The sequence below is a fragment of the Nocardia sp. NBC_01377 genome, assembly GCF_045040005.1.
Lineage (GTDB): Bacteria > Actinomycetota > Actinomycetes > Mycobacteriales > Mycobacteriaceae > Nocardia > Nocardia noduli.
In genome coordinates, this window is sequence record NZ_CP109566.1 from 8,200,419 (window position 1) to 8,219,065 (window position 18,647).

Consider the following 18,647-nt stretch of genomic DNA (forward strand, 5'->3'; position numbering starts at 1 on the left):
GCTGCACGGCGTCCCGTCCTCGACCCAACAGATCCAAGCCCTGGACCGGACTGCGCCGACGTTGCCGATGCAGATCGGGATCCCGCAACGGCAAACCCACGACTACGTCCGCAACGGCACCACGACCCTGTTCGCGGCGCTGGAGATCGCTACAGGCAAGGTCACCGGGGTGTGTAAACCCAGGCACCGCCACCAGGAGTTTCTTGCTTTCCTGCGTCACGTGGCCCGCGCCTATCCGGCCGGTGAGCTGCACCTGGTGATGGACAACTACGCCGCCCACAAGAAGGCTGAGGTCCGGGCCTGGCTCGCCGAGAACCCGCGTATCCGAGTGCATTTCACCCCGACCTCGGCGTCGTGGATGAACCTGGTCGAAGTCTGGTTCGGCATCATCGAACGCCAAGCCATCCACCGCGGCACCTTCCGCAACGTCCGCGAGCTGACTACCAAGATCCGCGAGTTCATCAACGGCTGGAACCCGCGAGCGAAGCCCTTCGTCTGGACCAAGACCGCAGAGCAGATCCTGGCGAAGGCTGACCGCCGAAGAACTTCAAATACGGCCCACTAGGAGTACGACCGCACAGAACGGCCCGCGCGAACGCGCGGGCCGTTCTGCTGTTTCCGGGCATGGTGTCCGTCGAACGATAAAGCCGCCCCGGATGATCCGGGGCGGCTGCGACGCGTGCCTGTGCTGGGAGGCGGCGGGTGATCTGCCGGTTGTCAGACCTCGGCGTCGGGGTCGGGCGGCAGTTCGCCGGTGACCAGGAAGATGACACGGCGGCCGATCTCGACCGCGTGGTCGGCGAACCGCTCGTAGTAGCGGCCGAGCAGCGTCACGTCGACGGCCGCGGCCACACCGTACTTCCAGTCCCGATCCATCAGCAGGGTGAACAGGTGGCGATGCAGGTCGTCCATCGCCTCGTCGTCGGTGTTGAGCTGAGCGGCGCGCTCGGGATCGCGGGTATCGAGCACCTCCTGGGCGCCGTTGCCCATGCTCACCGCGATGCGGCCCATCTCGGCGAAGTAGCCGTTGACCGATTCGGGCAGCGCGTGATTCGGGTGACGGCGACGCGTCACCTTGGCCACGTGCAGGGCCAGCGCGCCCATCCGGTTCACGTCCTGGACGATCTGGATCGCGGAGACCACCTGGCGCAGATCACCCGCGACCGGTGCCTGCAACGCCAGCAGGGCGAAGGCTCTCTCCTCGGCCTGGGCGATCAGTTCGGCGATCCGGTCGTCCTCGGAGATGACCGACTCGGCCAGCGCCAGGTCGGCTTGTAGCAATGATTGAGTGGCCTGATCCATGGCCGTACCCGCGAGACCGGCCATCTCGCCCAACAGGTGGGCGAGATCGGCCATTTGCTCGTTGTAGATGACACGCATGACAGCAGAGACTAGTTGCTCGCACTGACTAAGTCACCAACAGACGGTGAATGGTCGGTACCGATACCCGCGTGCGCGTTCGATCCGGAACCCGCAGGTAACAGCCGTCGACGGGCGCTACACGCAGGTGTCGTCAGCCGCGTTCATATGCTCGAGGTCCGCGGGCAGCATCGCCGGAGTCGACGGCGACGTGGCCACATCCGGGATGGCATCACCCACCGGGGTCGGTGTCTTGATGACGCCGGTGTAATCCTTGCCGAGCACGACCTCGACGATGCTGCCGAGTTCGCTGTCGGATTCCAGGGTCGCGCCTGTGATCGAACTGGCGACGGTCGCGGCGTCGGCCTCGTGCCCCGGCGCGTACCTGACTTTGGTCGTGGCCGAACTGCCCAGCGAATAGTTGCCGGTGCTGTAGATGTTGAACCCGAAGTTGCCGAGTTTGTTGGCCGCGGTATTCGCCGCTCCGACCACGCCCGAACCGTTCGACACCAGCAGGGAGAGATTGTTCGGGTCGACGGCGATCGTCTTCGGCGTCTCAGCGGGGGGCTGGGGCGTCGTGGCGCCCGCGTCGGTCGCGACCGGCTTCTCACCGGGCAGCGGCTGATCGTCCCTGATGGCCTTGAAGATGGCCTTGATATCGGATTCGCGGGGGATCTCGTTGCCGTAGGACGTGGTGCCCGCGGTGGGGATGGTCAGGAAGGTCACGGTGCCCGCGTCCATCTTCTGCAACGAGCGGCCGAGTGTCAGCAGATCGTTCGGCGCGACCTTGTCCACGAAGGTGGCGTCGGTGAACGCTCGGATGAAACCGTTCAGCTTGCCCGGATCGAACAGCACCCGGCTCGACAGGGCGCCGCGCAGCAGCGACGCGAGGAAGCGCTGCTGGCGGTTGATCCGGTCGTAGTCGCTGCGTTCCTCGCCGTAGACGTGCCGGGCGCGCACATAGCTCAGCGCGGTCTCACCGCTGATGAGCTGTTTGCCCGGTTTCTCCAGGACGGTGCCCAGGATCTCGTCCACGACGGGTTTGGGCGAGCAGACCTCGACGCCGCCGACCTGGTTGACCATCGCCTCGAATCCGGCGAAGTCGATGCCGATGAAATGGTTGATGGTGCTGCCGGTCAGTCGCTGGATCGTGCTCACCAGGCATTTGGGCCCGCCGAGCGCGTAGACGGCATTGAGTTTGTCGCCGATCGCGGAGGGGAACGTCTCGTCGGTGTAGCCGGGTTTGTCGTTGTCCCAGCGCGAGCACTGTGGCCTGGTGACGTCGAGGTCGCGAGGGAACGACACCACGACGACGCGCTTGCGGTTCTTGGGGATGTGCACGAGCATCGCGGTGTCCGCGCGCGCGCCCTCGGCGTCATCGATGGTGCCCGCGCCGATACTGCCGTTCGCACCCGCCCTGGTGTCGGTGCCGACGATCAGGAAGTTCTCGTCGCCGAGCTGGGCGTCCGAATCAACGATGTTCTCGGAGCTGTCGTCGAGTGCGGACACCTGTGTGAAGGAGTTGTTGGTGGCGCGCAGGTAGCTCCAGCCACCGCCGGTGATCAACAGCACGAGTACCGCGAACAGGGTGGCGGCGACCCGGCCGGTCGTCTTGAGTCGCTTGTTGCGGCGCTGTTTACCCGCGGCCAGCCGGGACAGCGGCGATTTCCCCACCGGTTTCGGGTCGGTGGCGCGTTTGGCGGGCGGCGGTGCGACCTTTCTCGCCCGTGCGGGTTCCGGTGCGTCGGTGACCGGATCGAGCACATCGGTGACGGCCTCGGCCAATTCCGGCTTCGGCGCGCGCTTTCCGGTGGCCGGACGCGGCGGGGGATTCTTGCCCGCGATGTCGTCGACGACCACCGAACCGGTCGACGGACGGGTGTTACCTCCGCGCCGGGGCTGCGTGGTGGCCGGGTGCGGCGCGGGTGCCCCTGAACCGCCCGGGCGGGGCGGACGGGCGGCTTCGACGGGGCGCGGTGCCGGATCGGCGGGGCGCGGACCGGGTTCGGGCGGTGGCGGGGTCCGGGGGTTCCTGGACTGCGCCGGGGGTTCCTGGGGGCGGGGTTCCTGGGCGCGACGACGACGGCCGCCGCGTTCGCTGTCCACCTTCTCGACGAGATCCTGCACCGTCAGTGGAGCCGAACCGGAATCCGCGGGGGTGTCGTGACGTGACCGCCGCGAGGTGTGCGCGCCCTCTTGTTCGTTGCTGTCCGCCGTGGAATAGCGCTCCCACGGGGCGCGACCTCCGGGCCGTGGCGATTGCCCGTGCCGATCGTCACCCACCAACGAACCTCGCTTTTCGTTCTTGTCGTCGCCTGGTCGGATAACGACCGGCATGACCGATTTCGCCAATGATAACGATTCCGCCACGACGAGCGAGCCCAGCGCGAGGCCCGAGCGGTCGCACCGATGTTTTCTGCCCGCCGAAATTCGTTAGCTGGATATTAGCGATATATGCACGCATATCGGCGGCGCTGATTATTCGCCGCGCGCGCGTGTTTGCCGGGCAGGGTGAGTGGCGATAACCACAGTGAAAAGTTACGAGGGACATTCGTGTGCTCTGAACAGTGCTCTCCGGACGGGACGGTGCGGGTCAACCGCCGCTGTGCATGACATCGGCGGCGGTCGGTACCGCGACATCGTCGGGATCATCGAGCCACCCGTGCGGCAGCGCGACCTTACCCGGTGAACCCTGTCGTCCGCGCGGTCCTTCGGCATCGCTGGGGAACGGCGCGGTCGGATCCAATTGCCCGATCAGATCACGCAATTGCGTCAGGCTCGACACCGTGGCGAAAGCGCGACGCAGATCCGCGCCGACCGGAAAGCCCATCAGATACCAGGCCATGTGCTTGCGCAGATCGCGCATCGCCTTCTCCTGGCCCAGATGTTCGGACAGCAGTGCGCCGTGCCGATACAGCACCTCACCGACGCGGCCCAGATTCGGCGCTTCCGGCAGCGGCTGACCGCGTAGCGCGGCCTGCAATTCCCCGAAAAGCCAGGGGCGGCCCAGGCACCCGCGTCCGACGACAACGCCGTCGCATCCGGTCTCGTCCATCATGCGCACGGCGTCGGCGGCGGAGAAGATGTCGCCGTTGCCCAGTACCGGAATGGTCCGCACGGCCTCCTTGAGACGCGCGATGGCCGACCAGTCGGCCTGACCGGAATAGCGCTGGGCCGCGGTGCGGGCGTGCAGCGCGACGGCACGCGCGCCTTCCGCCTCGGCGATCCGGCCCGCGTCCAGATAGGTCAGGTGTTCGTCATCGATGCCGATCCGGAATTTCACCGTCACCGGAACACCGGCCGGTTCGGCCGCGCCTACCATGGCCTGCACGATCCGGCGGAACAGGGCGCGCTTGTACGGCAGCGCCGCGCCGCCGCCGAGCCGGGTGACCTTGGGCACCGGGCAGCCGAGATTGAGATCGATGTGATCGGCCCAGCCCTCGCCGACGATGATGCGAACCGCCTCTCCGAGGGTGGCCGGGTCGACGCCGTAGAGCTGCATCGAACGCGGATGTTCGTCGGCGTCGAACGACATCATGTGCAACGTCTTCTCGTTCCGCTCGACCACTGCCCTCGCGGTGATCATCTCGCAGACGTAGATCGAGGTGGAACTGCCGAATTCGCGGCAAAGCTTGCGGAACGCCAGATTCGTGATGCCCGCCATCGGCGCCAGCACCACCGGCGGATCGACCGGATACGGCCCGATCCGCAGCGCGCTCGTCGCCTCGGTAGTCATCGTCACGCCTATCAGTGTCTCATCTCCGGTCGGTACGACCGCTGACACGGGCGGTGCTGTGCTCGGACTCGGTACCGCGACAACGACGCGCCGGCACCGGGATTCCCGGTGCCGGCGCGTTCGTGTCTCGTCTCGTCGCGGTGATCGCGGTGACTCAGCCCGCGTTCGCGCCCGCCAGTTCGCGCTTCTTGGCCTCGCGGGCCAGCATGCGGTCGCGCTGCTCTTCGAATTTGAGGACGTCCTGGCCGAGTTTGTCCAGGAAGATCGCCAGGCGATCACGGACGGCCTCGCCGCGCGCCGTGAAATCGGTGCGCTCGAACAGTTCCCACTTCTTCAGCACCGGCTGCACCACTTCCTCGAGGTGCTGACGCAGGTCGTAGATGCCGTGCTTGGCCATGAGCACGCCGTTGCGGCGGAAGTTGGGCATACCCGCGCCCGGCATCTGGAAGTTCTCCAGGATCAGGGTGATCGCCTCGATCGCCTGGTCGGGGCACAGGTCGAGGGCCGCGCCGCACAGGTTGCGGTAGAAGATCATGTGCAGGTTCTCGTCGGCCGCCACACGCTGCAACATCCGATCGGCGATGGGGTCGTCACACACCCGGCCGGTGTTGCGGTGGCTGACCCGGGTGGCGAGTTCCTGGAACGTCACGTACGCGACGGAGTGCAGGAAGCCCGCGTCCGCCTCGGTGGGGGAGGCGAAACCGTTGGTCATGTGGATCATGCGCGCTTCTTCGAGCGCCACCGGATCGACGCCGCGTGTGACGACGAGATAGTCGCGCATCACGATGCCGTGCCTGTTCTCCTCGGCCGTCCAGCGGCCGACCCACGTACCCCACGCACCGTCCTGCGAGAAGTTCTCGGCGATCTCACGGTGGTAGGAGGGCAGGTTGTCCTCGGTGAGCAGGTTGGTGATCATGGCCGCCTTCGCGACCTCGTTCAAGCGGGACTGATCAGGATCCCAGTCCGCCCCGCCGAGCGCCGCGAAATTGCGGCCCTCGTCCCACGGGACATAGTCGTGCGGATGCCACTCCTTCGCGAGGGAGAAGTGCCGGTCGACGTTTGCCTCGGCAACCGGCTCCAACTCCGTGAGAAGCTCGAGTTGAGTCAGATCCCTTGCCATGTATATAGCCCTTCCCAGTGCGTGCACGCTGACAGGTCGTCCCCCCGGTGTCGTGCCGATGCGGCCATACCTTACGGCACCGTAGGTGTGATGCGAAACGCATCGACAGGAGAAAAATCGCCCGATGATGCACTTCATACGTCGACTTCGACGTCCCCCGCCGCATCCGATTCTAGGTGGTTTCGCAGCCCTTGCCTCCTTGGAGCACGCTGTGAATTACCACAGGACCGGATGCGATTTCGGCCCGCCGTGAGTGGTCTATCGCTGTCGGCGCGCAGTTGTTAGCCGCCGTCGGACGCTTATTTCCCGGCATCGATTCGCGACCCGAGAGTGTGCGGATCGCTATTGGATCTTCGGTGGCGGGACCGGCTGCCTCCGCTGCACAGGCATCAGTGGGACGACGCCGACCACGCAACCGGTCCACCCAACCGTCGACACGGCCGGGACGCTGTCGATTGTCACGATGATCAGCGCCTACTGCGGCATGTAGCCGATGCGGGTAAGCCCTCGGCACCAGATCGAGGCAGTGCAATTGCAAAACTGACCGGTCTGTTCATATGGGCGATCCATATCGGCTCATGGTGACGTTGCCTCCAGCCGGGCGAAGGATTCGTCCTGACCCCGCCGGTCATCGGGACGGGATGCCCACCCTGCCGTGTGCGGCTTCACGGACTTCGGGCGGCGGCAACGGCTGAGGCGAGGGCCGACCACCGTCACTGGCGGTTCTGGCCCGAGAGCCGGGTCGTCGTCCGTCGACGGCACGGTGCGGAACGATTCCAGACCTCCGGCGAGCTTCGGGCGCGAGAAGACGTGCGGCGGTCCTGGGTCCCCGGGTATCTGGAGGAACAGGATGGCGGGGAGAGCGCGGCAACCCGTGGTACATCCAGGTTCGTCCCGACCCGTTGTGAATGCGCCAAGATGCTGCCACCTTCGCTAGTGGCAGATCGATCCCGGTATCGGCTCACCGAAAGCCGCTATCGGACCGCGGAATTGGATTCTCGATTCACCGCCCTTGTCCATATGGGGGCGGACCGACTCCGTCGCTCCGCACAACCTGCTCGGCCGCGCCGCCGTCCGCCGCGTCGTGTTCAGCTTGTTCAGCTTGTTCGGCACCTCGCCGTCGTCTCCGCTCCATTCGATGGGCGGCGTATCCGGTGTGCCGCCGATCGCGCCGGTCGAGGTCGGTCGGTGAGCGAGAACACAATCCTGCCTGCTGTGTTCGGCAACGCGGGGCCCGCGTACCTCGTTTTCCGGTGTCGCGCGGTAACTCGATCATCGATACTTTCCGCTGATCGGGTGATTCGGTGATTGCCGATACTTCGCTGTCCGCGCGGCTGCGACGAGGGTCCATGACCTCGGTATCGGCTGGGCCGCATGACGATCTCACGTGGTCGCGGACCCCGCGCGGATCGGTCCCGATCGCTGCCGCTGCCGTGCGCGCGCCCGGTCCGTCGCGTGCTCCGGCGGGCCGGATGTCGCGTCGCCCCGCATTTCTGCTCGGCGCCCGATGTCGGGTAGGCTCTCCAGCCGAGCCCCTTTAGCTCAGTTGGTAGAGCTGGTGACTTTTAATCACTAGGTCGTAGGTTCGAGTCCTACAGGGGGCACTCGCATCGGCGGGGCGGAGTCGCCCGGTGAACCGGCGTTCGCTCCGGTACGACAACACGCATGAGCTCATCGCTGGAGTACGGACGTGCGCGCGACGGTGCCCGTGTTCGTTCCCGGCGCCGCCGCCGGTCGTGATGTCGCACCGGGTAACAACGGCGAGGTGCCTCGCGATAGCCCCGGTAACCATTCGCGGTCCGGCTTTGTTCATTTCCGGACAATTTCGATATCATCGAATGATGTTGCCTGGCAAAGTCTTTGGATTTCCGGGGTGGGTCGGTCCCGATCTCGGGGAAGTGCGGCGGCGGCGCGATCGGTTGGCGCGCGATCGGTGCCGGGCGGGTGGTGCGGCGTCGCGGAGTCGGGTGAACGCCGCTGCGCTGCTGACGAATTCGACGCTGCGGCCGGATGAATATTGGTTGCGAGATGTTTGCTGCATTGGAGAGTGATCCGCGTCCGACAACTGACTCCTCGGTTTGCCGCATGTCGGCAGGTGATTGCGGGTACGGTGACGCGTGGGTGAATTCCGGAGGAATCTGCGAATCACCCGGGGATCCGGAATTCGGCTTATCGTTGGTGTGTCCGACCGTGTTGCGAACGGTTCGGCCGGTCGTGGCAAACCTGGACTCGATGCCGCAGGAGGCTCATTCGAGAAGAAGTAATGCCCGGGTGCGCACCCCCTGCGGCGCACCCGGGCAGGAAAACTATACCAGCTGGTGTGTTTCAGGTTTTTCGCAAGTTTTCGTACCGAAAGTTTGAAACTGGGCGAAAACCCGGTTTGAAGTATTGATAAAACTCATAACTTTGCGCCAAGGGTCCGTTCCTAAGGGGGGCACCGATTGGCGGCGAGTAGGCTTCGGAGGCGTTTCGAGCATGGCACGGCAGCAAGAGCGGGCCCGCCGGACACGCGCGGCGATTATCAGGTCCGCCGCCGTTGAGTTCGGGAAGAGCGGCTATGCCGCTGCATCGCTCAACCGCATATTGGAAGGTTCCCGCGCGACCAAGGGCGCCATGTACTTCCATTTCGATTCCAAGGAAGACCTGGCGCGTGCGGTCCTGGAGACGGCGGTGGAGCGCTACCGCACCTCGGCCGAACGGTGGCTGGCGCGAGCCGATCTCGGACCACTCGACACCCTGCACGGGATGGTCGATGAGATAGCGCTACGTCTCGAGCACGACATCATCGTGCAGGCCGAGTACCGGCTCATCATCGAACCGGACTTCTATCGCGATGTGCAGGCCGGTGGTGGCCGGATCCTCGGCCGTGCCACCCGGGTCCTCGTCGTCCGGGCGATCGAGCACGGTCAGCTGCGCCTCGATGCCGACCCCGACCGCTTCACGCGCACTCTGACGGCGGCACTGGCCGGTCAGCGGTACATGGTCGACCTGGCGGCGGGGTCGGTCGATCTGCGGTCGCGATTCCGTGAGGCGCTGGAGGTGGTTATCGAGTCCATGGCCACGCCGGAGTGGACCGAGAAGTTCCGGGTGAACGGCTGGCGGGCGACCGCGCGGCTCGAGGAGCTCGGCCTCGTGCTCTAGCCGCTGTTTCATGGCTCTGACCAGCCGATTTGGGAAACGCGGTACAGCTGTCATAAGCTATGCGAGCTCCCAACGGACACCCGTTGAAAGCCGGTCCGGAGGAATCCGGGACGAGCCCCCTTCGTCTAGCGGCCTAGGACGCCGCCCTTTCAAGGCGGTAGCGCGGGTTCGAATCCCGTAGGGGGTACGGTCTCTGGACCGTTGGTAGCACGCAAGGCCCTGTGGCGCAGTTGGTTAGCGCGCCGCCCTGTCACGGCGGAGGTCGCGGGTTCGAGTCCCGTCAGGGTCGCAAGTAAACGCCGGAGAAATCCGGCGTTTCGCGTATGGCATTCGGAATGGGTGCCTGCGGCCAGGTAGCTCAGTTGGTACGAGCGTCCGCCTGAAAAGCGGAAGGTCGCCGGTTCGATCCCGGCCCTGGCCACCGCAAATCCCCCTTGACCCAGTCGAGGGGGATTCTTTGTTTCTCCACGCGGTGAGTGCGTGTGCTGTCCGCAAAGTTCACGTTGTCGAGTAGTCCACTGCCTGTCGAGCGGCAGGTCCGCAGGGGGCTGCGCCTCGGGCCAGGGCTGTGCTGGGAGTTGGGCTGCGACTGGAACTGGGCGGCATCAGGATTGCAATCAGGACAGGGTTGCGCGGGGCCGAGTTGCGCTCGAACCGGGCCGCACTGATTTGGACGAGCCGTCGGATCGGACCGGCGGTATTTAATCGGACCGGGGCCACCGCAGGCGCGTGGCGACCGCTGGGACCCGGCAGCAGTCCGGACAGGCCGCAGCTGGAACAAGGCCGCAGCTGGTCCCCTGTCGTCCTGGGCCCGATCGTCGTGGGGCTGGGCCGTCGTGGGGCCCGGCCATCGGGGCCGGGTCTGGTCGGGGATCGATCTGCGCTGGACCAGAGCTGAATTGGACCAGCGCCGTGCCGCCGAGAGTTGGGGCCGTCCGCAGATCGGGTGGAGACATGCAGCGTGACGACCGGGCCGTGCGAGTCCGGCCGGCGTGAGCGATGGGTATGTCGACCTGGTTGCGCGCGGAGTGGGCGCGAGGAACTTGGCTGCTGAGGGGACGAACTGTGACGTTCATCGAGACGAGTCGATGCCCTACCGTCTGCTCACCACGATGATCGGTTTCGCGAGTCGACCGAGCCTGCGGTGACCTCGGTCGATGGGATTCGGTGTGCGTCGCTGAGGGGTGTGGCGCGTGATTATCGCGCGATGCGCAGCGTCGCGGAGCGGGCGTGCGCACCGTCCACGACCGAGCTATTTCGAATACGGAGACCATTCGGAGAAACGATGGCGGTGTTCCATTGTGCGAAGTATCGGAGCCCGTTTCTGGGGCAGAACCCGTCGCTCGATCGCCGATCCACCGCTTTCGGGCCGCCGAACCGGATGGTGTCGACGGTCCGGGCGAAGCGAAATCCAGGTGGGGTACGCGGTGATCTTCGGGACGGTCACAATCTATGAAATGTCATGTTTTCTCCGGAAAAGTTGTGCGTTTCGAGGAGATGAATAAGTTCTCTTCACTCGAAACTCGTGACATGTGGGCAATTGGGTGGGAGTAGGCAGTCTGCACAACCGGGAATCGGCGATCCCGGTGAATATGTATTCCATCCTGAAACGTGTAGGCGGATAATCGTGCCGGATTCAGCACGTTCCGTGCCCGCTGATTCGGAACCGCGCGGCGGGGCCTTCGGCGGAGGTTGCCGGTCGAGCCTCGGAGCGTCGGAGAGTGGGGGAGGCCGAGGAGGCGAAGATGACGGTCTCGCGTAATTCCGCCTGGGGAGTGCGGGATCGGGCGCGTCGACACGAGTGCAGTGGTAATCGTCTGCTGCGGAATCGATTCGGCGAATTGATATCGAAATTGCAAGGGAGGAAACCAAACTCGTCGCCAGTCTGCCAGTCCGTCAGCCCGGTCGCTCTCGCTGGTGTCGCCCCGGTTCCGGGGCCGACACCAGCGGGCCGACACCAGCGGGGATGAGCCGCGCACCTCCGGAATCGAATGCTCTGCCTCCCGGCATCGAGGCGATGAGAGCAGCACCACCGGCGTTCCCGCTGCCCGCTCGCCCGACGGTCTGCCGACGACGGCGACCCACCGGGACGTGTGCCCGCACGACTCACAGCCACCCCGTACACCCCTCCGACCCGGCGAATCCCCGTGATCATGGCGAAATCCGGGATTGGTTCGTTCGATCGGTGGAATGCTGGGGATATGGCGGAAAAGTGGTACTACTGCTTGAAGCATCAGCGTGCAGAGCAGGGAATGCGGTGCTGGTTCCGGGACCGGATGGGCCCGTATCCGGATCAGGCGACAGCCGAGCGGGCACTCGATATCGCGCGGGCGCGCAACGAGCGTGAGGACGCGCGGGACCGATCGTGGCGTGATGGTGAGTGATAGTGACTGATCACACTGCGTAATACCCCTCGGGTGCTCCTCAGGTCCATCAACTAGGGTTCTCAGAAATCAACCGAGTGCTCGGCGGTCCACCGTGGGCTGTGGGGCCGGACCAGGTGAGCAGGGAGGGCGACCCTTGAGGGTTACCGTTGTTGTGCCGACCTACAACGAGCGGGAGAATCTGCCGGTTGCGGTGGAGCGGCTGACGGCGCTGCCGGTACCCGACCTGCATGTACTCGTGGTCGACGACAATTCACCGGACGGAACGGGTGAAGTCGCCGACAAACTGGTGGCCGAATCGCCGAATACGGTGGGTGTACTGCATCGCACCGAGAAGGACGGCCTCGGCCGCGCCTACATCGCCGGGATCACCCGCGCGTTGGACGAAGGCGCGGACGTGGTGATCCAGATGGACGCGGATCTGTCGCATCCGGCCGAGGTGATTCCCGCGATGTTGGAGAAACTCGAGACCACCGACGCCGGTGTGGTGCTCGGGTCCCGGTATGTGCCCGGCGGGTCGACCGCCGAGGAATGGAAGTGGTACCGCAAGGCGCTGTCCGCGTGGGCGAATTTCTACGTGAACCTGATCCTGCGTCTGAGCGTCAAGGACGCCACCGCCGGTTTCAAGGCGTGGAAGGCCGACACGTTGCGTGCCATCGACGTCGCCTCGATCCGGAGCAACGGCTACTCGTTCCAGGTCGAGATGAACTACCGCACTGTCAAGAAGGGCATCCCGATCGCCGAGGTGCCGATTCGCTTCGAGGAACGCACCGTCGGCGCGTCCAAGATGAGTCTGAGGGTGCAGTTGGAATCGGCGTTGATGCCGTGGAAGTTGTTGTTCGGCCGCTCGGTGTAGACCGGGCCGAAACGACCGGCGGGGTCGCGCGTCCTCGGATGCGCGACCCCGCCGTCGTGTTCGTCAGCTCCGGGTCAGTTTCCGGTGCAGCCCCTCGGTGGCGACGATGATGACGGGCACCAGCACCACGTGCATCAGCGACAGCGCCACCGTCGACGCGGTGTCGAATTCGGCCGCGACCGTCAGGGCGATGGTGCCGAGGGCGAGCAGCGAGCCGACCACGGCCGCGACGCGCAGCACCGCCACCCACTTGTAGGACAGCAGGGCGGCGGCCCCGAGTCCGATGAGCAGCGGAACGATCGACATCACGATGACGCCTCCGGGGGCGACGGGCTCTCCCTCGGAGGTGAATTCACCGCCCGCGGCGGCGCCGATCAGCCAGACGATCAGATTCAGTACGAGGGCGACGGCTATACCGCCGAACACCGCTGTCGGACGGTTGAGTGCGGGGATGGGCAGGACGCGGTCTGCGGGTTGTGCGACGGACATGGTGACCTTCTCCTGTGCGAGAGCTGTGAATCTGCTGTGGAATCCAATGGTGGAACCTCAATGACCGTTCAGGTCAATACCTCTGCGCGGATGTGTCGCCGGTCATGTCGCCGTCCTATCGCCCCTCAGCCGTCCGCCGGCCAGTTCAGCAGCGTGTCTATGTACAGCTGCCGCACCCGTTCGACGTCGTCGTCCATGGCGTTCGGATCCCATCCCGACACGTCGATCGGCGCGAGGACGGTGACGTCGACGACCCCTCTGCGCGCGATCATCGAATTGCGCCGCGAGATGTCGCCCGCGTTGCGGATCACCACCGGAATCACCGGAACCCCGGCCTGATGCGCGATATGGAACGCGCCCTTCTTGAAGCGTCCGACTTCCGGCGTGTAGGAGCGGGTGCCCTCGGGGGCGATCCCGATGGACAGTCCGCCGCGCAAGGTCTCGACCACCGGCGCGAGTTGCGCTTTCGCGGTCGCGGTGTCGGATCGATCGATGAAGGTCACGCCGACGAAGCGCATGAGCGGTCCGAATATCGGATTGCGGGTCAGTTCCTTCTTGCCGATTCCGGTGACCCCGCCTTCGAGGACCCTCGGCACGATGATCACGTCGAATTGGCTCTGGTGGTTGAACAGGAATACCGCGGGCCGTGGTGATCGGGCGTGCTCGGTGCCGGTCACCCGCAGCTGTACCCCGAGGACTCGCAGCGTGGCGGAGGTGGCGTGGACCAGCAGCGCGTCGGCCATCTTGCGCCGCTGTCCGGTGAACGATTTCGACAGCACGCCGAACAGCGCGCCGCCGAGCAGGGCGGCCAAACCGGCGACGGTGCGCAGGTAGTCGACCGGTCCGGGTGCGCGCCGGGGGCGGAAGGTCAGGGCGAGCCGATCGTTCTCGGTGGCGGACGCACCGAGCCCGCGATCGGGGTTCACGGCCACCGGATGTCCGACGGCGGCGAGCAGCGGTAGGTCGGCGGCGGTGTCGGTATAGGCGTAGCTGCGGTCGAGTTCGAGACCTCGGGTCGCGGCGACGGCGCGGATCGCGTCGAGCTTTCCGTTGCGCCACAATGTCTTTCCGGCGGCGTAACCGGTGAGCACGCCGTCGTCGGCGGCCATCTCGGTGTAGAGCACCTCGTCGACGCCGAGTTCCTCCGCGACCGGAACGACCTGGAATCGGGTCAGCGCACTGGCGAGCACGACGGTATGTCCCACCGCCCGGTGCGTCCGGATCAATTGCCACGCTTCGGGATACAGGTATCCGTAGACGCTGTGCCGGAACACCCGCCGACCCGTTTCGTCCAGATCGGATTCGGTTCTGCCCGCCAGCGCGGACGACGACGCCTGGAGGAATCGACTGTACTCACCGTCGGTGAGGTTGGCGCGAATGCCGTCGAGCAGCACGGCGCTCGCGTCGGGTTGTCCCCTCGTCGGCCAGTACCACCTCCTCCGGGCGAAACCGCCGTTCAAGACCGCGCCGAGGTCGAAGATCGCGGCGATCCGGGGGCCGTGCGGACCGGACCGGATCGCGGCGAGCAGGGTGGGCAGATCGTGCGGCGCGGTGTGCGGGCGTGCGGCGGGCAGGCCGGTCGCACGCGGTTCGCTCGTCATCGCCGCTGCTCCAGCCGATTCGACGGGTCGAGCGCGGCGGCGCGGGAGATGCGCGCGCCGAGGGTGCGCAGTTCTTCGGCGAATTCGTTTCTGTGACGGGTGGATTCCGCGCACTGTTCGGCCGATTCGGGATCGCACGGTGCGACGAGATCGTAGTTGTCGGCGAGTTTCAGTGCACTGGTGAACAATTCGGTGGAAACGGATTCGGGGCTGTGCAGGCGCTGTTGCAGCAGCATCTGTTTGCCGACCGCGACGCATTCCTCGAGGAATTGCTTACGGTCGAGTTCCACGCCGGGATCGCGGGCCGCGAGACGTTCGGCGACGACGAGTTGCGCGTCGACGAAGGAGCGCAGCACCCGGTGCGCCATCATGAAGCCGGAGGCGGACAGTTTCTCCACGACGTCGTTGCCGAAGGTGTCGCGTCGGGTGTGGTTGTGCCATTCGGGATCGACCAGCAGCATCTCGGCGGTCAACTGCGCGGCGAATTCGGCGCGGTCCGGGAAGAAGAAATCGAATTTCAGCAGGTCGCGCAGCCGGTACGCCTCATCCCAACCCGCGCTCAGCTCATCGCGTTCCGGCAGTTCCGCCGCCGCGATGATCGACAGTTCGAGGATGGCGCGATTGATGAACCAGTGCACGGCGCTGTTGCGATAGAAGGCGGCCTCCAGATGCGCGCCGGATTCGATCGAGTAGACCGGTTCCAGCCCGCCGCGATAGACCGTGACCACTTTGGCCAGCGACAGTTGTTCCAGCACCACGGCCAGGCTCTGCTCGTCGCGCAGCGCGGCCAATTCGCCGCTGGGCAGTCCGCGTTTGTCGATATAGCCGAGCACGGGCGCGAGCAGCGTGCGCACCTCGCCGAGGGTGAGGGCACGTTCGTGTACACCGAGCAGGGCGAGGGTGGCCAGCGCGTTGACGGTGACCGGGGTGACCGCGTTGATGCCGACCGCGATTTCGAAGGCCAGCCGCTGCACCGCCTTGCGCTCGAGTTCGGCGGTCTCGTCGTCGGTCGCGGTCGGCACCGCTTCGACGCGGGCGGTGTCGGTGCGGTGCAACGGAATCGAGACGAGCGGGGTGCGCAGCGGATCGCCGTTGGCGGCGAGGCGTTCACGCGCCGACATCGCCGCGCCGAACCGGACGTAGACGTGGCCCGCCGAATGCTGCTGGCTGCGTACGTAACGCGCGAGCCAGGCCAGTCCCTCCGGCTTCTTCTTGCCGCCGACCTGTTCGGTGGCGATGGCACCGAGTTCGTTGAGCCGTTCGTAGGTGATCGATACCGGGACCAGCATCACGTCCTCGACCCGGTTCCCGCGCACCGCGGCGGCGAGGTAGTTGAGCAGGCCGTAGCGCGGCGGCCGGAGTTTTCCGGTGCGGGTCCGCCCGCCTTCGAAGTACCACTCCAAGTTGAACCGCTTGACCAGCAGGTAGGCGAAATACTCCTCGACGACGGCCTTGTACACCTCGTCGTCGCCGAAACTGCGCCGGATGAAGATGGTTCCGGTGCGCCGGGCGATCGGGCCCATGGGCCAGAAGCTGAGATTGGCCCCGCCGATGACGTGGTTCGGCGGGAAATCGCTGCGGGCCAGTACATCGCCGAGGACGAACGCGTCGACATAGGAGCGGTGCGAGGGCAGGAAGACCAGCGGGTAGCGGCGGTTCAGTTTGCGCAGCGCGTCGAGTCCCGACTCTTCGGTCTCGACTTTCCACGTCGAGGCGTGCACCGGTCGCATGGCCTGGGTGAACAGGTCCGAGACCAGCCTGCTCTGGGAGGCGACCAGTTCGTTGAGTGCCCGTTCGGCCCTTCGGTAGACCTCCTGCGGGTCCGCGCCGATGCGGTCGGCGACGAGTTCGAGGGTGCGCAGGAATTCGGGGGAGTCGAGGATCTCCTCGGTCACCAGTCGCGGCACTTTGTACCGGTCGCCGATGACGGTGCGCTCGGCGCGTTCGAGGGCGAAGATGGCGGCGCGCACGATGGCGCGGGCGAACGGCTCGGCCGAACCTGCCGCGAGCATGGCCGAGGCTTCGGGATTGTTCTGTCGCAGTTCGCTCAACAGCGCGGGCTGTCCGGTCAGGACGACGTGGCGGTCCGGCGACCGGCGCACCAGCCTGCGCTGCGCGAGCCGGTTCGGTTTGCGCGGGTTGGTCATCAACGCGATGTCGGCGAACGTCATCCGGCGGACACCATCGCGTTCGGGCGGCAGCCACAGCACTCGGACCGGGACGACGAGCGGATCGTCACGCCTGCCGGCGAGACGGTCGGCGATGGCGCCCGCGTCCAGATCCAATTGGGTGATCGGCGCTTCGGCGCCGAACTCGGTGGTGAGACCACCGTCGGCGAGCCAGGTGCCGATGAGATCGCGTTCGGTCGGCGAGGTGGCATCGACCAACGCCACCACCGAACCGGGCGGCGTGGTCCGCGGAGCCGGTGCGGGCGCACCTCCGTGGTGATCGATCATTGCTGGTCCCTCCGCAGACAGGCGATCCCCTTATTCAAGCCCTCGGCGACGGTTTGCGCAGGAACTCCGGCGGGTGAGTTCATAGTGCCCGGTCGAACGGACAGCTGAGGTTTCGGGACACCGCCACGGCGGCGCAGGTAATGCTAACCTTACCCACTGAAGTTAGGTCAGCATAACCTTTGGAGGACCGTTGTCGACCACGGACGAGCGCTTGCGCGTGGAGTATGTGACCGATCCGGCGGCAGCGATGTCTCGCCTGGCTTCGGCCGATCGGTTCGGCGAGTACGTCATGTACGAGCGTCCGGGGGAATGGGTGTTCGCCGCCGACCCGATCGGCAGTGTCGAACTCGATGTGCACGAGTTGCGGGTGACCTGGGACGGTCGAACCACGACCTCGGAATGGGAGGGAACCCCGGCGAGCGTGCTCGACACGTCGCTGGGCACACTGCCGCTGGAAGGCCGCACTGCCTACGGCTGGATCAACTTCGAATTCTGCGCGTGGCCGCTCGACGCGACCGCGCACCTGGATCCGCGGGCGGCGCTCGCGCATCTGATGATTCCGCGGATAGAGGTCCGCGTCGGCGCGTCGGGCGTCGAGATCTCCGGCGCGAGACCCGACGAGGTCGAGGATATCCACGACCTCATCGCGGCTTCGCGAGACAGTGCCCTGCCGGAACCCGAGCCCACCGATATCCGCGTCGACCCGACCGGATACCGGGATCGCGTCACCACGGCGGTCGAGGAGATCCGCTCCGGCCGGTACCAGAAGGTCATCCTGTCGCGAAAGGTCGACCTGCCCTTCGTGGTCGACATCCCGGCCACCTACCGGCTCGGGCGTGCGCACAACACCCCGGCCCGCTCGTTCCTGCTGCGCCTGGGCGGTCTCGAAGCCGCCGGTTACAGTCCGGAACTGGTGGCGTCGGTGGACGACGACCGCGTCGTGACCACCGAACCGCTGGCGGGCACCCGCGCCTTCGGGCGCGGCGTCGAGATCGATACGGCGGCCCGCGCGGATCTGGTCCGCGACCCGAAAGAGATCGTGGAACACGCGATCTCGGTGCAAACGTCCTTCGCCGAGATCACCTCGGTCGCCGATCCCGGCACCCCCGCGGTCTCGGATTTCATGGCGGTCCGTGAACGCGGCAGCGTCCAGCATCTGGCGTCGACGGTGCGTGGAACTCTCGCCGCGGGCCGTTCCAGCTGGGACGCGCTCGAGGTGCTCTTCCCGTCGGTCACCGCGTCCGGTATCCCCAAGCGGGAGGGCGTCGATTCGGTCTTCCGGCTCGACGGCGCGCCGCGCGGTCTGTACTCCGGTGCGGTGGTGACGATTTCGCCCACCGGCGCGCTGGACGCGGCACTGGTGCTGCGCGCGGTCTACCAGACCACCGAGGGCGCGTGGCTGCGCGCGGGCGCGGGCATCGTCGGACAGTCGCGTCCGGAGCGGGAATTCGAGGAGACCTGCGAGAAACTCGGCAGCATCGCGCCGTACCTGGTCAAAGCCTGAT

11 protein-coding genes, 4 tRNA genes and 1 pseudogene are annotated in these 18,647 nt (G+C 66.1%); 9 read left to right on the top strand and 7 right to left on the bottom strand.

All coding sequences use genetic code 11. From position 1 onward, the window contains the following. Nucleotides 1-28 precede the first annotated feature (28 nt). Nucleotides 29-565, top strand: a pseudogene (locus OG225_RS37775) (IS630 family transposase); the annotation flags it as partial. A gap of 152 nt (nt 566-717) precedes the next feature. Here OG225_RS37775 and phoU read toward each other — a convergent pair. From phoU to OG225_RS37795, 4 genes are all read right to left on the bottom strand, one after another. Further along, on the bottom strand, nt 718-1,380 hold the full coding sequence (gene phoU / locus OG225_RS37780) for a phosphate signaling complex protein PhoU (RefSeq protein ID WP_405179463.1): 663 nt from the start codon (nt 1,378-1,380) through the stop codon (nt 718-720). Nucleotides 1,381-1,497: 117 nt separating this feature from the next. Beyond that, nucleotides 1,498-3,642: an LCP family protein gene (locus tag OG225_RS37785; protein ID WP_405179464.1), complete on the bottom strand. Its 2,145-nt coding sequence runs from the start codon at nt 3,640-3,642 to the stop codon at nt 1,498-1,500. 310 nt (nt 3,643-3,952) lie between these two features. After that, a complete protein-coding gene (dusB, locus tag OG225_RS37790) occupies nt 3,953-5,095 on the bottom strand; it encodes a tRNA dihydrouridine synthase DusB (RefSeq protein WP_109525626.1) in 1,143 nt (380 codons plus the stop codon). 154 nt (nt 5,096-5,249) lie between these two features. Then, nucleotides 5,250-6,215, bottom strand: coding sequence for an acyl-ACP desaturase (locus OG225_RS37795; RefSeq protein ID WP_405179465.1), 966 nt, complete (start codon nt 6,213-6,215; stop codon nt 5,250-5,252). Between the two features lie 1,531 nt (nt 6,216-7,746). Here OG225_RS37795 and OG225_RS37800 point away from each other — a divergent pair. From OG225_RS37800 to OG225_RS37830, 7 genes are all read left to right on the top strand, one after another. Then, a tRNA-Lys gene (locus tag OG225_RS37800) sits at nt 7,747-7,819 on the top strand. Nucleotides 7,820-8,690: 871 nt separating this feature from the next. Next, nucleotides 8,691-9,356 carry a TetR family transcriptional regulator gene (locus OG225_RS37805; protein ID WP_405179466.1) on the top strand — a complete coding sequence of 222 codons (666 nt, stop codon included), beginning with the start codon at nt 8,691-8,693 and terminating at the stop codon, nt 9,354-9,356. A gap of 114 nt (nt 9,357-9,470) precedes the next feature. Continuing rightward, a tRNA-Glu gene (locus tag OG225_RS37810) sits at nt 9,471-9,543 on the top strand. 28 nt (nt 9,544-9,571) lie between these two features. Beyond that, nucleotides 9,572-9,645, top strand: a tRNA-Asp gene (locus tag OG225_RS37815). A 58-nt stretch (nt 9,646-9,703) separates the two neighbouring features. Then, nucleotides 9,704-9,777: transfer RNA gene (locus OG225_RS37820), tRNA-Phe, on the top strand. A 1,780-nt stretch (nt 9,778-11,557) separates the two neighbouring features. Then, complete coding sequence (locus OG225_RS37825) at nt 11,558-11,740, top strand: hypothetical protein (protein ID WP_355089237.1); 183 nt, start codon at nt 11,558-11,560, stop codon at nt 11,738-11,740. 136 nt (nt 11,741-11,876) lie between these two features. After that, entirely contained in the window at nt 11,877-12,596 is a 720-nt protein-coding gene (locus tag OG225_RS37830) for a polyprenol monophosphomannose synthase (RefSeq protein ID WP_254190569.1), read from the top strand. A 63-nt stretch (nt 12,597-12,659) separates the two neighbouring features. On the opposite strand, the gene OG225_RS37835 is transcribed toward OG225_RS37830, so the two are convergent. The 3 genes from OG225_RS37835 to OG225_RS37845 all read right to left on the bottom strand — a co-directional run bounded on the left by OG225_RS37835 (nt 12,660) and on the right by OG225_RS37845 (nt 17,142). After that, nucleotides 12,660-13,085 (bottom strand): DUF6069 family protein, encoded by a 426-nt coding sequence (locus tag OG225_RS37835; protein WP_405179467.1) that lies wholly within the window; start codon nt 13,083-13,085, stop codon nt 12,660-12,662. 125 nt (nt 13,086-13,210) lie between these two features. Then, nucleotides 13,211-14,686 carry an HAD-IB family hydrolase gene (locus tag OG225_RS37840; RefSeq protein WP_405179468.1) on the bottom strand — a complete coding sequence of 492 codons (1,476 nt, stop codon included), beginning with the start codon at nt 14,684-14,686 and terminating at the stop codon, nt 13,211-13,213. Beyond that, entirely contained in the window at nt 14,683-17,142 is a 2,460-nt protein-coding gene (locus OG225_RS37845) for a glycerol-3-phosphate 1-O-acyltransferase (RefSeq protein WP_405179469.1), read from the bottom strand. Before OG225_RS37845 ends, OG225_RS37840 begins: the two co-directional genes overlap by 4 nt. Nucleotides 17,143-17,332: 190 nt before the next feature. Between OG225_RS37845 and OG225_RS37850 the strand changes: the two genes are divergently transcribed. Beyond that, the gene (locus tag OG225_RS37850; protein WP_405179470.1) at nt 17,333-18,646 is read left to right on the top strand and encodes a salicylate synthase; all 1,314 of its coding nucleotides are present in this window, start codon (nt 17,333-17,335) and stop codon (nt 18,644-18,646) included. Nucleotide 18,647: the final 1 nt, after the last annotated feature.

Coding starts and splice junctions, on each gene's coding strand:
- phoU (WP_405179463.1), bottom strand. CDS start 1,380: ATGCGTGTCATCTACAACGAGCAAATGGCCGATCTCGCCCACCTGTTG.
- dusB (WP_109525626.1), bottom strand. CDS start 5,095: ATGACTACCGAGGCGACGAGCGCGCTGCGGATCGGGCCGTATCCGGTC.
- OG225_RS37795 (WP_405179465.1), bottom strand. CDS start 6,215: ATGGCAAGGGATCTGACTCAACTCGAGCTTCTCACGGAGTTGGAGCCG.
- OG225_RS37805 (WP_405179466.1), top strand. CDS start 8,691: ATGGCACGGCAGCAAGAGCGGGCCCGCCGGACACGCGCGGCGATTATC.
- OG225_RS37825 (WP_355089237.1), top strand. CDS start 11,558: ATGGCGGAAAAGTGGTACTACTGCTTGAAGCATCAGCGTGCAGAGCAG.
- OG225_RS37835 (WP_405179467.1), bottom strand. CDS start 13,085: ATGTCCGTCGCACAACCCGCAGACCGCGTCCTGCCCATCCCCGCACTC.
- OG225_RS37840 (WP_405179468.1), bottom strand. CDS start 14,686: ATGACGAGCGAACCGCGTGCGACCGGCCTGCCCGCCGCACGCCCGCAC.
- OG225_RS37845 (WP_405179469.1), bottom strand. CDS start 17,142: ATGATCGATCACCACGGAGGTGCGCCCGCACCGGCTCCGCGGACCACG.